The 16,038-nt window shown below is 34.9% G+C and carries 14 protein-coding genes; 5 read left to right on the forward strand and 9 right to left on the reverse strand.

The genetic code is table 11. The features are described 5' to 3' along the window. Positions 1 to 52: 52 nt before the first annotated feature. Positions 53 to 439 carry an SMU1112c/YaeR family gloxylase I-like metalloprotein gene (gene gloA2, locus ACTT1L_RS14755; RefSeq protein ID WP_001017666.1) on the reverse strand — a complete coding sequence of 129 codons (387 nt, stop codon included), beginning with the start codon at positions 437 to 439 and terminating at the stop codon, positions 53 to 55. A 91-nt stretch (positions 440 to 530) separates the two neighbouring features. Here gloA2 and ACTT1L_RS14760 point away from each other — a divergent pair, with 91 nt between their 5' ends. The 3 genes from ACTT1L_RS14760 to ACTT1L_RS14770 all read left to right on the forward strand — a co-directional run bounded on the left by ACTT1L_RS14760 (position 531) and on the right by ACTT1L_RS14770 (position 4,410). Beyond that, entirely contained in the window at positions 531 to 1,709 is a 1,179-nt protein-coding gene (locus ACTT1L_RS14760) for a NupC/NupG family nucleoside CNT transporter (protein WP_000668836.1), read from the forward strand. 190 nt (positions 1,710 to 1,899) lie between these two features. Then, a complete protein-coding gene (locus ACTT1L_RS14765) occupies positions 1,900 to 2,913 on the forward strand; it encodes an LCP family protein (protein WP_074544157.1) in 1,014 nt (337 codons plus the stop codon). Between the two features lie 234 nt (positions 2,914 to 3,147). Then, positions 3,148 to 4,410, forward strand: a complete 1,263-nt coding sequence (locus tag ACTT1L_RS14770) for a VanW family protein (RefSeq protein ID WP_071742055.1) — start codon at positions 3,148 to 3,150, stop codon at positions 4,408 to 4,410. Positions 4,411 to 4,457: 47 nt separating this feature from the next. Here the strand turns inward: ACTT1L_RS14770 and ACTT1L_RS14775 are convergent, their stop codons facing one another. Both ACTT1L_RS14775 and ACTT1L_RS14780 read right to left on the reverse strand, forming a co-directional pair. Beyond that, entirely contained in the window at positions 4,458 to 4,730 is a 273-nt protein-coding gene (locus ACTT1L_RS14775; RefSeq protein ID WP_046198932.1) for a hypothetical protein, read from the reverse strand. 15 nt (positions 4,731 to 4,745) lie between these two features. Further along, positions 4,746 to 5,264, reverse strand: a complete 519-nt coding sequence (locus ACTT1L_RS14780; RefSeq protein WP_000822717.1) for an RNase A-like domain-containing lipoprotein — start codon at positions 5,262 to 5,264, stop codon at positions 4,746 to 4,748. Between the two features lie 396 nt (positions 5,265 to 5,660). Between ACTT1L_RS14780 and ACTT1L_RS14785 the strand changes: the two genes are divergently transcribed. Next, the gene (locus tag ACTT1L_RS14785; RefSeq protein ID WP_074544159.1) at positions 5,661 to 6,209 is read left to right on the forward strand and encodes a TVP38/TMEM64 family protein; all 549 of its coding nucleotides are present in this window, start codon (positions 5,661 to 5,663) and stop codon (positions 6,207 to 6,209) included. Between the two features lie 67 nt (positions 6,210 to 6,276). Here the strand turns inward: ACTT1L_RS14785 and ACTT1L_RS14790 are convergent, their stop codons facing one another. From ACTT1L_RS14790 to ACTT1L_RS14800, 3 genes are all read right to left on the reverse strand, one after another. Next, positions 6,277 to 7,977 carry a M4 family metallopeptidase gene (locus ACTT1L_RS14790; protein ID WP_000730398.1) on the reverse strand — a complete coding sequence of 567 codons (1,701 nt, stop codon included), beginning with the start codon at positions 7,975 to 7,977 and terminating at the stop codon, positions 6,277 to 6,279. A gap of 168 nt (positions 7,978 to 8,145) precedes the next feature. Beyond that, a complete protein-coding gene (locus ACTT1L_RS14795) occupies positions 8,146 to 8,277 on the reverse strand; it encodes an NprX family peptide pheromone (protein ID WP_000735750.1) in 132 nt (43 codons plus the stop codon). 1 nt (position 8,278) lies between these two features. Continuing rightward, positions 8,279 to 9,550 carry a tetratricopeptide repeat protein gene (locus ACTT1L_RS14800; protein ID WP_061131298.1) on the reverse strand — a complete coding sequence of 424 codons (1,272 nt, stop codon included), beginning with the start codon at positions 9,548 to 9,550 and terminating at the stop codon, positions 8,279 to 8,281. A 200-nt stretch (positions 9,551 to 9,750) separates the two neighbouring features. On the opposite strand from ACTT1L_RS14800, the gene ACTT1L_RS14805 reads away from it, so the two are divergent. After that, positions 9,751 to 11,214 (forward strand): nicotinate phosphoribosyltransferase, encoded by a 1,464-nt coding sequence (locus ACTT1L_RS14805; protein ID WP_000222900.1) that lies wholly within the window; start codon positions 9,751 to 9,753, stop codon positions 11,212 to 11,214. A 346-nt stretch (positions 11,215 to 11,560) separates the two neighbouring features. On the opposite strand, the gene ACTT1L_RS14810 is transcribed toward ACTT1L_RS14805, so the two are convergent. From ACTT1L_RS14810 to ACTT1L_RS14820, 3 genes are all read right to left on the reverse strand, one after another. Next, positions 11,561 to 13,927, reverse strand: coding sequence for a heavy metal translocating P-type ATPase (locus ACTT1L_RS14810; RefSeq protein ID WP_076873834.1), 2,367 nt, complete (start codon positions 13,925 to 13,927; stop codon positions 11,561 to 11,563). A 23-nt stretch (positions 13,928 to 13,950) separates the two neighbouring features. After that, the gene (locus ACTT1L_RS14815; RefSeq protein WP_000918377.1) at positions 13,951 to 14,328 is read right to left on the reverse strand and encodes an ArsR/SmtB family transcription factor; all 378 of its coding nucleotides are present in this window, start codon (positions 14,326 to 14,328) and stop codon (positions 13,951 to 13,953) included. 266 nt (positions 14,329 to 14,594) lie between these two features. Beyond that, on the reverse strand, positions 14,595 to 16,010 hold the full coding sequence (locus ACTT1L_RS14820) for an amino acid permease (RefSeq protein ID WP_001284877.1): 1,416 nt from the start codon (positions 16,008 to 16,010) through the stop codon (positions 14,595 to 14,597). Positions 16,011 to 16,038: the final 28 nt, after the last annotated feature.

Consider the following 16,038-nt stretch of genomic DNA (forward strand, 5'->3'; position numbering starts at 1 on the left):
ACTTTAGTTTCTTCATTTACTCAAAAGCAACCCTATATAAAATTCACCAATTTCAAACCTCATACAATTCTAAAGGTAAACCATCCGGATCTTGGAAAAAAACAAATTTTTTCCCGGTTATCTCATCAATACGTATCGCCTCAGTTTCAACACCACATTGACTTAAATGTTGCACGGCTTCTTCTATATTTGTAACAGCAAATGCTAAATGCCTAAGTCCAGACGCTTCTGGAAAACTCGGGCGCTCAGGCGGACTAGGGAATGAAAATAATTCAATTTGATACTCTCCCCCTACACATAAATCTAACTTATAAGAATCTCGTTCCTTTCTATATACCTCATTTACCTCTTCAAAACCTAATATCCTAGTATAAAAATCTTTTGACACATCATAATTTGAACAAATAATTGCAACGTGGTGTACTCTACATATATTCATACTCTCTCTATTCCTTTCTTTACCAAAGATGCATATTCTCCCTTGAAATGAAAAACATATATAGCAGAATATCTCTTTTAGGGGGCTTACTATGAAATTTATTACCTTTTTCTTAGGACTTATCGTCGTCTTCTTCCTTGCTTATATCGCTAGTAACAATAAGAAGCATATTAAATTTAAACCTATTTTCATCATGCTTCTTATACAGTTAATTTTAACCTATTTATTATTGAATACAGAAATCGGTCTCATACTTATTCGGTTCATCTCCAGTTTGTTTACAAAGCTACTCGAGTATGCTGCTGATGGTATAAACTTCGTATTTGGCGGCCTTGCCAATAAAGGTGAAATGCCCTTTTTCCTTACTGTCTTATTACCAATTGTCTTCATTTCCGTCTTGATCGGTATACTGCAACATTTCAAAATACTACCATTTTTCATTCGTTGGATCGGTTACTTCCTCAGTAAAATAAATGGTCTTGGGAAATTAGAATCTTACAATGCTATCGCATCTGCCATTGTCGGCCAATCAGAAGTTTTTATTACGGTCAAAAAACAATTAGCTCAAATTCCAAAACACCGTCTTTATACACTTTGCGCATCTGCTATGTCAACTGTATCTATGTCTATCGTAGGTGCCTATATGACAATGATCGAACCTAAATATGTAGTAACCGCACTCGTTCTCAATTTATTTAGCGGTTTTATTATCGTACTGATTATTAACCCCTACGACGTGAAAGATGATGAAGATATTTTAGAAATAAAAGGCGAAAAGCAAAGCTTTTTTGAAATGCTTGGAGAATACATTCTAGATGGCTTTCGAGTAGCTATCGTTGTCGGTGCTATGCTTATCGGATTCGTCGCATTAATGAGCTGCATTAATGATCTATTCCTCATTATATTCGGCATTACTTTCCAGCAATTAATCGGCTACGTCTTTGCACCAATTGCATTTCTTATTGGTGTACCAAGTTCTGAAATTGTCGCGGCTGGTAGCATTATGGCAACGAAGCTTGTAACGAATGAATTTGTAGCAATGATGGATCTTAGTAAAATTTCTAATAGCCTTTCTCCTCGTACAGTTGGTATTATTTCTGTCTTCCTCGTCTCTTTTGCCAACTTTTCTTCTATCGGCATTATTTCAGGTGCGGTAAAAGGATTAAACGAAGAACAAGGAAACGTCGTTGCCAGATTTGGCCTTAAATTACTATACGGAGCGACTCTCGTTAGCATTTTATCTGCAATTATCGTAAGCATTATGTTGTAATTAGGTAAAATTTTATCATTTTCTTATCCCTATCTTTTGTATACAATAACGAATAGATGTCTTTATAAATAATCAAGACATCTATTTTTTATACATGTACAATCGCTTTTATTTAGCGTACAATATTTTTTATGTGTTTAAATGCGCTTCTAGATGTATATACTTTGATAGTTTTAAAGGAGAAAAAATGATGAAATCCGATATGCACAAAGATACTCGAGCCAAAAAGGGACGCTCAAAGAAAAAACGTCTACTTTGGTTCCTTCTTATTCCATTACTGATTATAGCACTTGGAGCAGGAGGCTACTCCTTCCATATATACAGTAAAGCAAAATCAATTCTAAGTAATGCCTATTCTGAACTTGGTCGCGGAGACAAATCCAGCAAACGTGAAAAAGCCGTTAAACCTATGACTGACAACATTTCCGTACTTATTATGGGTGTTGATGAAAGTGATATTAGGGACAAAAATTATGGGAAAGCAACTCGTACAGATGCACTATTACTTGCAACCATTAATAAAAACGATAAATCTGTTAAGCTTGTCAGTATTCCACGTGATTCACGTGTCTATATTAAATCACGTGATAAATACGATAAAATTACACATGCGCACGTATTCGGTGGTGTAGACAGCACGATTGATACAGTTGAGAAATTTTTAGATGTTCCAGTTGATTACTATGTAAAATTCAACTTTAAATCCTTTATCAAAATTGTTGATTCCCTTGGTGGCATTACTGTAGATGTTCCAGTGGAGTTCACAGAACAAAATAGTAAAGATGAAGCAGATGCAGTTCACCTTAAAAAGGGACGTCAACATTTAAATGGAGAAGAAGCACTGGCACTAGCGAGAACTCGTCATATCGATAGTGATTATATGCGCGGTCAACGACAACAGCTTGTTTTAGAAGCTATTGCTGAAAAGGCATTATCTCTGAATTCCATTAATAAAATCGGTGGTTTATTAGACGCTGTTGATAAAGACTTAAAAACAAATTTAACTTTTGATGATATGATGACAATTGCGAAAAATTCAATGGGTTCAAACTTAAAAATGGACAAATTGCAAGTAGAAGGTACTGATAAATATATAGGTGGTATTTATTATTACGTTCCAAACGAAAAAAGCGTCGATAATATTTCGACAACACTACAAGATCATCTCGGTGTTACGAATAAAAATGAACATAAAAAATTATAATAAAAAGGCTGCTAGAACTTTCTAGACAGCCTTTTTATTATAATTTTCAACATATTTTTCGTACACATTGTGACAAAAAGAGACAATTATTACAACAGTGTAACATATTTTATAAAAACATTACACACACAATGAAAATAATAGTATACTAGTACGTACATAATGTTATTTTCATCATTTTTATACAAAAAATGTAATACATATATTTATACAAAAATTTCTGGGGGGAAATAAATGAAGCTAAGTAAAATACTGATCGGTTCTGCAATTGCTGGAGGCATATTACTTTGTGTTGGCGGTGTTGGCGGATATCAATATGTATCCAAACTAAATAATCAATTAGATACTACTGCATTACCCAATACTACATTTGAAGGTATTTCTCTCGATGGAAAAAATAAAAAAGATATTCAAGCTATTATTAATCAAAAAATCACTGAATTAGATCAAAAATCACTTACGTACATATTCCAAAACGATAAACAAACTTACACATGGAAAGATTTAGGGATAAATTATAAAGAAAAAGATATTATCGACAAAATCTTTAAAGAACAAGAAGGCAACGCAATAAATCGTTACAAAATGCGGAAACAAGCTGAGAACGGTGAATTAAAACGTGACTATAAATTAACACCTCAATTAAATACAACTACTTATAAAAGCTTTATGAAGGATAAATATAATGAAACATTAAAAAATCCTGTTAATGCAGAATTAAGTATTGAAGGCACTACAGTAAATATTAGCCAGAGCCAAAATGGAGAAAAAATCGATAAAGAAAAGTTAACTGATTTAACGCGGCAAGCCATTACTTCTGGCACATCTGACGTTACATTACCCGTTACACTATTAAAGCCTGAACGTTCTACAGAAGATATACAGAAAATGGGGATTAAAGAAGTAATTGCTGAATATTCAACTCCAATGGCTGGCCGTAATGGGAATCAATCCTTTAACGTAAATAAGTCAGCTAATACTTTAAGTGGAGTGATTGTCGCACCTGATGAAACATTTAGTTTTAATGGCCGCGTTGGCGTAACGGATGCTGCTCATGGTTATAAATCCGCAGCTGTATATTCACAAGGGAAAGTTATACAAAGTGCAGGCGGAGGCGTTTGCCAAGTGAGTAGTACTTTATATAGCGCAGCTTTAAGAGCAGATTTAGGAATTGTTTCTCGAAGCAACCATTCTATGCCCGTAAATTATTTACCACTTGGGCAAGATGCAGCAGTAGCAGATTATGGTCCAGATTTAAAATTTAAAAACAATACAGGCAATCATATTTATATTCAAGCATTTTCAAATGGAGGTAGTATTACTACACGTATTTTCGGCACAAATACTGGTAAAAATGTTGAAGTTTCTTCTCAAGTAATTAGTAGGACTAATGATAAAATAACAGCAGTTACATATAAAAAAGTTACACAAAACGGTGAAGTAATATCTAATGGGCAAATTTCAAAAAGCGTATATAAAAGCGCTCCAAAACAATAAAACACTATTAAACGAACGAATTCCAAAAAGAAAAAGGCGTGAGTAGATCACGCCTTTTTCTTTTGCAATAATACTAAAAAGGTTGCAAGATGGTCTTTCGTTTCTTCTAACGACCACATACGATTTCCTTGCTTCGCAGCTAGTACGCACGCCTCTTCCCAAGCATCCTTTTTCTTCATATATAATAATTCATCGCGTAATTTCAAAACAATTTCTTCGTCTTCTTGCTCTATAAACTCTTCCATCACGCCTACTATTTCATCTTCATGAATACTTAACGTACAATACGATTTGAAAAAATATTGTAATGTCGTATACATATTTACTCCCCCTTCTTATTTATCAGATGGATAAGAAGTAATGATCTTATATCCTAAATCCCCTGACTTATCTCTCGCTAAAACAGTAACAGTTTTGACTAACTTGTCTTTTACATTCATATTTTTCTTTATTACCGTTTTTCCAACCGGGAATGAATGTGTTGTATTTAATACGAGACGAGCCTCTTTAGAATTTTTTAACCAATCTTGAATTTCCTTATCATGCTGCTTCAAACTATCTTTTACAGCTTTCGTTGCCGTTTCCTTGTCATAGTATGTACTTGCTGCTGATACTTTATCTGTCTTCAAGCGATTCTTCAAATCTTCTTCTGATTTGCCTACATGTCTTTCAATCGTATGACCATTTTTAGGTGGCCCTTCCATTTCGTCTAAAATATTATCACTAATTTTTTCTACTGATGCCGATTGATTCCCTGTTTGTTTCTCTGTTTTTTGTTCTTTTCCTGCACATCCACTTAAGATCAGCATGAGTGCCAATAAACTACTCACGAAAAGACTACTTATTCGTTTCATCATATCACCTCTTTCATGATTATTATCGTAACTTCACTAAAAGTCAATTTCACATCGAAAAAACATACACATTTTTCAAACTCCTCATCTATTTTGCCAAATTACCACCCGTTTTTCATAAAACCGCTATTTTCGCCCTTACATAAATATACCCCTATGTTTTTATGATTATTTCCCGAGTTAAACCTCCCCCTAAAATCATCTATTAACCTTTTAAATAAAGGTTTTATTTGTATTTTTTTAAAAAGTAAAATATACCCCTTACTTCATATACCTAATACCCATATAAGGTATAATAATGGTGTTTTTTAACGTTTTTCTACATTATGTAAATTTGTACTTGCCTACACAATGGAAATATGGTGTAATGCAAAAAAAGATAAAGGATTTTAAACAATGGCTGAAACAATTCAAAACTTCTTAACAGACTATTATTCAATCGCAATTCCACTTAGTATCTTAATCAACATAGTCATTAGCCTTTTAGGTGTTATCCCTAGTATTTTTTTGACCGCTATTAACATACAGCTCTTTGGTGTAACAAACGGAACCCTTATTTCGATCGCAGGTGAGGCATTAGGGGCTATTATCTCGTTTTATATTTATCGTATAGGCCTTCAGAAATTCACTCACAGCAAAGTAAATAAGTATCCAAAGGTAGAACGCCTACTTTATGTAGAGGGTAGAGAGGCCTTTCTACTCGTCCTATCGTTCCGCCTCATTCCTTTCATTCCGTCTAGTATCGTGACTTTATTTGCAGCTCTAGGCAAAATGTCATTACTATCCTTCAGTATTGCCAGTACGATAGGGAAAATACCGGCTTTGTTAATCGAAGTATATTCGGCCTATCATGTCATGAACGGAACAAATGAAGCGAAGTGGATTGTAACAATCGCGGGCACTATTGGATTGTTTTATTTGTGGAAAAAATGGAGAAAAAAATAAAGAAGGAGCCTATGCTCCTTCTTTATTTTTGAGGTATTTTATTAATAGCTATCTATCCTTTAGATCGTTAGTTAATACCAACAGCACTAAATGATTGCTTAACTGCATTTACTTCAGCAGAGTTCGCACCATATAAATCAGCTGCAGCTTGTACTGCACCAGCACGCGCTTGACTAAATGTAGTAGATTGCGTGAAATATTGTGTGTTTGCACGGTAATAAATTGCACCTAGCTTATCTTTACCAATACCAGTTACAGTTACACCGTAATGCGTACCGCCATTTGCTAATAAATAAGCTTGTTTGTTAATAATACCACTGTTCGTATGAACCCCACCGTTATCACTAGTACCAGTGTAACGCTTAGAATAATGATCTGGATCACCATATTTCGTTGGATCACTCATAGAGCGAAGCGCATCTCCTGCTTTACCAGGCGTATAAATATCTTCACCAATTTCCCAATCTGGGTTACGGTTATCATAGAATTCTACTAAAGTACCAAAAACATCTGAAATAGCTTCATTTAATGCCCCTGATTCATTTTGATAGATTAAATCTGAGCTATACTCTGTAACAGCATGCGTTAATTCATGGCCAATTACATCAATTCCACCAGACAATGAAGTGAATGTTACACCATCACCATCTCCGTATACCATTTGAGAGCCATTCCAGAACGCATTATTATATCTACTTCCATAATGAACTGTTGATTTTAATGGCGCTCCTGCATCATTAATAGAGTTTCTATTAAAAGTAGCTTTATAGTAATCATATGTTTTACCCGCATAGTAATGAGCATCTACCGCTGCTGCATCATACGCTGCATTGAAAACATTATCTGCATCTACCCATAATGTTCCTGGCAATGTAGTACGATTTTTCGCATCATATGTGAAAATCGTTGCTCCGCGCGTATTATCTTGTAAGTAGTAAGATGAGCCAGATAACGTTGTATTAAGCGACTTCGTATCTCCTAATACACCTTTACCAGTACCCACTGCATTTGTTCCTGTTACAGGCTTTACAGCTGGTTTCGCTTCCTGTTTAGGTGCCTCTTGCTTAACTGGTGATTTATCTTCATTTGCTACATGATCAAGTTTATTATATTTATTTAACACTTTACCGCTGTCTGCTTCAATGAAATAGTAGTAGTTTCCTGGACTCGGGTCTAAGAAGTTTAAATTTACAACGTATGCATATGTTGTTTCTTCACCGTTTTGATATACATATAAGTCCGCTTTTGGTTCTACCTCATATTTAGGTGTAATCCCTAAATCTTTTTGCGCAATTTCAATTGCTTTTGCGCCTTCGATCTTATTTTTATTTTTCAATTTTTCTTTTTTGTCTAAATCAGGCGCAACTGTTCCAGACAATACTTTTAAAGAACCATCTTTACTTACGTGAGCTACTTGCGTAGACCCCCATACAGGTACTCCTTCATATACTTGTTGCAAACGTAATACTGTTGAATCAGTTACAGCATCTTTCTTCACTTGTTTCACTTTGAAAGAATCTTGCGCACTCTTTTCCCCTAACTTGTAATCACCTTTTGCTGCGTTTAAGTAATCAAACACAACAGATTCTGCTTTCTTACCAGTTGCCCCAGTTAGATCCCCAGAAACAAACTCCGGTGACTGTACTGTCTCATTGTACTTCTTCGTAGAGAGCACATTTTTAGAATCTGCAAATGCAGAGCCTGTCCCTCCGAACGTTGTAACTGCCATTCCTGTCGCTAACACTAATGCTAAACTTTTCTTTTTCATGAACCTTCCCCCTAATAAATTATTTTTTGAAAAAGAGTAGTTTCATATTAGCATTATGTTTCCACTATTAATATACTAAAAATTCAATTAATTTTTTTCTCAAGTTTTGTAGAATTTTGAGGAACAAATATTGAAAAACCCCTTTCCGGTTGGAAAGGGGGTTTTTCATTACGATTCAATTGTTTCAACTATTTGTTGTGTTCCTTGCGTCAAAACATCTGGTCTTGATGAATACTGTTCAATAAACTGTGTCAAGAATACAACCCCAATTACCATACCTAAAAACATCAACTTTTTCATATTATTTCTCCTCCCCTTTTTCCAGTAATGAAATAGTTTCTTTATAGTAGCGACTACTCTCTTCGAAGTTACGAATCCCTTCGAAATAATGTGCAATTTCTAAATATACTTGTTTTAAATACACTAAATTACCTTCACTTTTAAAAAATGGTATAGCTTCTAATTCTAGAAATTTCTTATATTCATCCGATGTACGGAAATATTTATATTGTAAAATAATTAATAAATATAATACCCTTTTATGCTTTTCATGGCGCTGAGCAATAGAGATACCTTTTTCTATCCACTGGTTTGCTTCATCCATTTGTTTTAAATGAATGCACTGTAATGCTGTATGATATAAAGTATCTAAGTAATTATCATCTTCATGTTGATGATATTGCAAACTTTTCAAATAATATTCCTTAGCCTTTTCATATTGTTTTTGGTTACCATAGACTTCGGCAATATTACTTAATGCGATACTCATAATTACCTCATTTTCAGAAAACGAACTCGCTTCACGTAAAATACTATTGTACATATCCAAAGCCTCTTTGTACTGCCCTTGCCTTACAAAACAAATTGCAATAATAAATTGACAGTTTATCACATTACGGAATTTATATTCACTACGGAATCCCTCTATTGCAATGTTAGCAAAATGCAGAGCTTTATACGGATTTTCTAAATGACTATACGCTAATGCTAAATTATAATAAATACCATTCTCATGATAATTTAGCTCTTTCGCCATTTTTTCTGTTTCAATTAAACTCTCTAATCCTATCTTCCATTTGTTTTGTAAACAATTCAACAACGAAACATTATATGTGAATAACATTTTTTGAAACGGGGATAATTTTTTATACCCTTTTTTTAATTTATTTAATCTTTCCACTCCGTTATCAATATCACGTTTAATCATAAGATAACGTACATATAATAGCTCATAATAATTCATAATTTCAAAATCCGTTACTTGCTCCATTTGTTCTTGTAAATCAGCATATATTTGCTCAATGCGTTCTCTTTCTAAATGGACGATAGCTTTATGCCAATCCTCCAACTTCCCCTTCACATCTTCTTCTACATCTCTCAAATCCGTCACGGCAATTTCTAATCTTGCGCAGAGCAATTGTAGAATCTCTTCTGATGCTTCGATTTTTCCATTTTCGATTTTACTTAAGTATGAGACAGAACAAATGCCCTGACATAATTCTTCTTGTGTCATTTTTTGCTGTAGCCGTTTGTAAAAGACTTGTTTGCCTATTTTTTCTAATGTTTGTTGCATTGTCCTCCTCCATTCTCATTTACCCCCATTACTTTAATAATACATAAAATCTTGAGAAATATAAATTGATAAATGTTAATTTTCTAAAAAATATGCAATATTTCATTTTTTTCCCTCTTGACTATACTTTCATATCTATTCTTTGCTACGATCCGTGAAAAATTGGTATACTATAACCAAATTATGGAGGTGTTTTCGCGATGACTTATTATAAAGACGATAGCTATGCCTTACATACAGATTTATATCAAATTAATATGGCTTATACATATTGGAAAGATGGTATTCATAACCGCCGCTCGGTGTTTGATTTATACTTTCGAAAACTTCCATTCGAGAACGGTTATGCTGTTTTTGCTGGCCTTGAAAAAATTGTAGAGTACATAGAAAACTTCAGCTTTACCGAAAGCGATATCGCTTATTTAGCAGAATTACAATTTGAAGAAGAATTTCTTCAGTATTTACAAAATATGAAATTCACCGGGACGATTCGAAGTATGCAAGAAGGTGAAGTTGTCTTTAATAACGAGCCTTTATTACGTGTCGATGCACCGCTCGGGGAAGCACAAATTATTGAAACCGCCCTGTTAAACATTGTGAATTACCAAACATTAATTGCAACGAAAGCAGCTCGTATGAAGCACGCTGCAAATAACGATGAACTTTTAGAGTTCGGAACAAGACGTGCCCACGAGTTCGATGCAGCCCTTTGGGGTACACGTGCTGCCTTTATCGGTGGTTTCTCATCTACGAGTAACGTACGGGCTGGAAAACGCTTTGGGATACCTGTAGCCGGCACACATGCGCACTCTTTTGTTCAAGCTTATCGCGATGAATATGTTGCTTTTAAGAAATACGCTGAAACTCATAAAAAGTGTGTCTTTCTCGTTGATACATATGACACATTAAAATCTGGTGTTCCAAATGCAATTCGCGTGGCAAAAGAGTTCGGGGATCGCATCGATTTTTATGGCATTCGCCTCGATAGTGGTGATATGGCTTATTTATCTAAAAAGGCAAGAAAACTACTAGATGAAGCCGGGTTTACAAATACAAAAATTATTGCTTCTAGCGATTTAGATGAATACACCATTATGCATTTAAAATCTCAAGGAGCAAAAATTGATGTATGGGGCGTTGGAACAAAATTGATTACGTCCTTTGAGCAACCAGCATTAGGGGCTGTTTATAAACTCGTTGCGATTGAAGATACTGATGGAAAGTTAAATGATACAATTAAAATTTCATCTAACCCGGAAAAAATCACTACTCCAGGACTGAAACGAATTTATCGCATTATCAACCGAGTTAATGATCATGCAGAAGGCGATTATATTGCATTAGATTGTGAAGAACCAGGAAAAGAAGAACGCTTAAAAATGTTTCACCCTGTTCACACGTATATAAGTAAATTTGTAACAAACTTTGAAGCGCGCGAACTGCATAAAGACATTTTCGTTAACGGTGAAAGAACATATGAACTACCTGACATATTGGATATTCAAAAATACAATGAACAGAGTCTCGCGTTATTTTGGGAAGAGTATATGCGAACTTTAAATCCTGAAGAGTACCCTGTCGATTTAAGTCAAGAATGCTGGGATCATAAAATGAATTACATTCAAACTGTTCGAGAACAAGTTGAAAAAAATATACAAAAATAAAACAGAGAAGCTGCTCCTTCTCTGTTTTCTTCAATGCTATATATCTTTGTAAAAAATATATTAAAATAACAAGACAAATATTTTTTATTTGTAAATTTTAATATTACGTTATTTATTTTAAAAATAATATTTGTTATTATTTTATTGAGTCAATTTCAACAGAATAACCTAAAAAAGAGGACGCAGGTTGCGTCCTCTTTTTTATCCCGCATTAACGGGCAGTAAGCCCCCCAAAATTCAGCAAAAGCAAGGGCGTTAGATGGGGGATCAACTGTCCGTAAAAGCCCGATTGGTGAAGGCTAATAATCAGCGGGGGATGAAGCCCCCCACTGATTAAGGTTTCACTTTATAAATCTTTCACTCGTAGTACACGCATTGCATTTAACACTGCCAGTAGTGTCACACCAACATCTGAGAAAACCGCTTCCCACATTGTTGCAATACCGAAAGCACCAAGTAGTAAAACTAATCCTTTTACCCCTAATGCAAAGATAATATTTTGCCATACAATGCGTCTTGTACGTTTTGCAATGTTTACAGCTGTTGCAATTTTTGAAGGCTCATCAGTCATAATAACGATATCTGCTGCTTCAATTGCTGCATCTGATCCTAAACCACCCATTGCAATACCAACATCGGCTCTTGCTAATACCGGTGTATCATTAATACCATCACCAACGAAAGCAACTTTTTCTTTTCCATGCTTCGCTGCATCAATTTTTTCAATCTCTTCTACTTTTTGTTGCGGTAATAGTTCTGCGTGAACTTCATCTAAACCTAACTCTTTACCAACAGCTTCACCAACTGGTTTTGCATCACCAGTTAACATGACTGTTTTCTTAATACCTAGTTCTTTTAACTTTTGAATTGCTTGTTTTGAATCTTCTTTTACCTCATCAGAGATAACAATATAACCTGCATATTTTCCATCTACAGCAACGTGAACCAATGTACCTACTGTTTCTGGTTGCTTAAATGTAATGTTCTCTTTTCTCATTAATTTAGCATTACCTGCAAAAATTTCTTTTCCTTGTACTTTTACGACTGTACCGTGACCAGAAATTTCGTTATAATCATCGATCATTTTTTCATCAACTGATTTTCCATATGCATTTCGAATCGATTGTGCAATTGGATGGTTAGAATACACTTCAGCAAATGCTGCATACTCTAATAATTCTTCATTTGTAATGCCTTCGCTCGGTTCCATTTTTGTAACTTTGAAGACACCTTTTGTTAATGTGCCTGTTTTATCAAAAACAATATATTTCACATCATTTAAAGCTTCTAAATAGTTACTCCCTTTTACTAACACACCACTTTTAGATGCACCACCGATACCTCCAAAGAATCCAAGAGGAATAGATACAACTAACGCACACGGACAAGAAATTACTAAGAACACTAAAGCTCTATAAATCCAATCCGAGAATGTAGCTCCTTCTAAAATAAGTGGTGGAATAAACGCCATGATCGCTGCTGTAATTACTACAACTGGAGTGTAGTAACGCGCGAACTTCGTAATAAAGTTTTCTGTTGGCGCTTTTTTACTGCTTGCATTTTGAACTAAATCTAAAATTTTTGATACAGTTGATTCACCAAATTCTTTTGTAACTTCAATTGTTAATACACCATTTTGGTTCACAAAACCACTTAATACATCATTTCCAATTTCAACTTCACGTGGTACAGATTCACCAGTCAATGCTGAAGTATCTACCATTGATGTTCCTTCAACTACTTTTCCGTCTAACGGTACTTTCTCACCAGGTTTCACGATAATATAATCGCCGATTTGTACATCTTCTGGTGATACTTGTTTCGTTTCATTTCCAATCTTTACATTCGCGTAATCAGGACGAATATCCATTAATGAAGTAATTGATTTTCGAGAACGGTTTACCGCAATACTTTGGAATAGTTCTCCTACTTGATAGAATAACATTACTGCAACTGCTTCTGGGTATTGTTGAATTGCGAAAGCTCCTAGTGTTGCAATTGCCATTAAGAAGTTCTCATCAAACACTTGGCCACGAGTTATGTTTCTTACTGCTCTCCAAACGATATCTCCACCAATTAATACATACGCAAGGACGAATAACGGAATTGTGATCATTTGTGGTAAGCCAGCTAATGCAGCAATTGCTGTCAAAATTCCTCCAACCACTAATCGTCCTACCATTTTTTTCACATTTGCTTCTCCATGATCGTGACTATGTCCATGGTCATGACCACCCTTTTCTTCACGAACAACTTTCACATCTGGTTCTAACTTTTGAACGACATTTGTTATATTGGCTACAGTCGTTTCTAATTCTCTTTTATTCGCTACTTCAATTCGTAATTTCTTTGATACGAAATCAACAGTTGCTGCTGAAACCGTCGGCATTTCCTTAACTTTATTTTCAATCTTCATCGCACAATTTGCGCAATCTAAACCTTCTAATATAAACACTTCTTTTGCCATTTTTGTGTTTTTTTCTTCTTGCACTTTAATGTGCGGTTCTAATTTTGTAACGAGTTGTTTTGCTTCTGTAACAACTTCGCTTTCTTTATTTTGCGCTGTTTCTAAAACCATTGTTTTTGTCGCGAAATTTACAGAGCAAGAATTTACTCCTTCTATATTCCCAACGCCTTTTTCAATTTTCATTGCACAGTTTGCACAATCTAAACCTTCTAACATCAGTTTCTTTTTCACTAATGCCTCAGCCATCGTTCTCCCTCCTCGCGTTCTATTTATTCTTCCTCGTTTACGTGTTCAAACGCTTGCTCGAAGATATGAATTACGTGTTGGTCAGCTAACGAATAATAAACGACCTTTCCTTCTTTACGATTCTTTACAAGTTTCGCTTGCTTTAACACACGAAGCTGATGTGAAATAGATGATTGTGTCATTCCTAATAAATACGCTAAATCACAAACACACATTTCAGCTTCAAATAACGCATGTAATATTCTTGTACGTGTACGATCGCCTAATACTTTAAATAATTCTGCTACTTTACTTAAACTTTCATCCGTTGGAATTGTTTGTTTTACTTGATCAACAACTTCTTCATGAATTATCGTTTGAGAACATGTCTCTTGTGGTGTTTCTACTTTATTTCCAGCCATTATAGCTCACCTCTTTATTTGAACATATGAACAATCATTCATATATCTTATACCTTTATTATATGAGCGTCCATTCATATGTGTCAATGAAATCTCATACATTTTTTTGAACATTTCGTTCACATTTTAAAAAGATCTACACATATTTTCCGCATCCATTACATTCTCATACAAAAAAGAATATACACTTTACACAAAAGAAAAAGCCTTGCGCGTTCCCTAGACGCACAAGGCTTACTATACTTATATCCCTTTTAACTAAGCTTTTAATTAGCTTGTTCTAAATTATCCTGCGAACTTCCATCGTCTTTTAAATGACTATGTTTTTTCGAATAAACAAAGTATACAACTACTCCAATTGCTAACCAAATACCGAAGTAGATCCATGTTGTTAATGGTAGGTTAAACATTAAGAATAGACAACATGCGATTGAAATAAGCGGTAGCGTTGGTACAAGTGGTACCATAAAGCCACGTTTTAAGTTCGGATGTGTTTTACGAAGAATAATAACTGACACACCTACCATCGCAAATGTTAACAATGCTCCAATATTCGCTAAATTCGACAATTCTTTTAAATCGATAAATCCAGCAATTAAAGCACTACCAATACCTGTTAACCAAGTTGAGAATACTGGCGCTTCTGTTTTCTTATTAATTTTCGCAAATGATTTTGGTAATAAACCGTCACGGCTCATCGCGAAGAATACACGTGTCGTTGCATAAATGTAAGCAAAGATTACAGCCATAATACCAATTACAGCTCCAACTGCGATTACACCCGCTACTTTATCTTGTCCTACAACTTCTAATACATATGCCATAGCTTCTGGTACATCTAATTCTTTATAAGAAACCATACCTGTCATAACGAGACATACTACAACATAAATAATTGTACAAATAACTAATGAAGCAATAATACCAATCGGTAAATCACGTTGTGGATTTTTTACTTCTTCAGCAGAAGTTGCTAATGCATCAAATCCTAAGAAAGCAAAGAATACTGCTGCTCCGCCGGCAAAAATTCCGCTAATACCGTATGGTGCAAATGGTGTCCAGTTTTCTGGTTGTACGTAGAACGCACCAACTGCAATGAATAAAATAACAATACCAATTTTAATTAATACCATTATGTTATTCACACGCTTACTTTCTTTCGTACCTCTTGATAGTAACCAAGTTAAAACTAATGTAATGACTACTGCTGGTAAATTCACGATCCCACCTTGTGATGGAATCTTTAACAACTCTGTTGGAATTTCTAATCCGAATCCACTCACTAAGTTATTAAAATAACCTGTCCATCCACCAGCTACTGCGGCAGTTGTTACGACATATACAGATAGTAATGTCCATCCCATTAGATGGGCAATAAACTCACCAATTGTCGCATATGAATATGTGTACACACTACCTGAAACCGGAAGTGTAGATGCAACTTCTGCATAACACAACGCTGCAAATCCACAAACAATCGCTGCAATCATGAATGAAAAGATAACTGCTGGACCAGCATCTCTTGCTGCTACTAATCCTGTTAATACTAGTACTCCTGTACCAATTATCGCACCAATCCCTAGCATTGTTAGGTCAAATGCCCCTAGCGTTTTCGTTAAAGTTTTACTTTTACTTTCCCCTAACAATTGCGTAACGGATTTCTTTTTAAATAGGTTGGCCACGATGTATGCCCCCTTTTGCCAAGAAGAG

Source organism: Bacillus sp. FH (genome assembly GCF_052216825.1).
Classification (GTDB): Bacteria; Bacillota; Bacilli; order Bacillales; family Bacillaceae_G; genus Bacillus_A; species Bacillus_A paranthracis.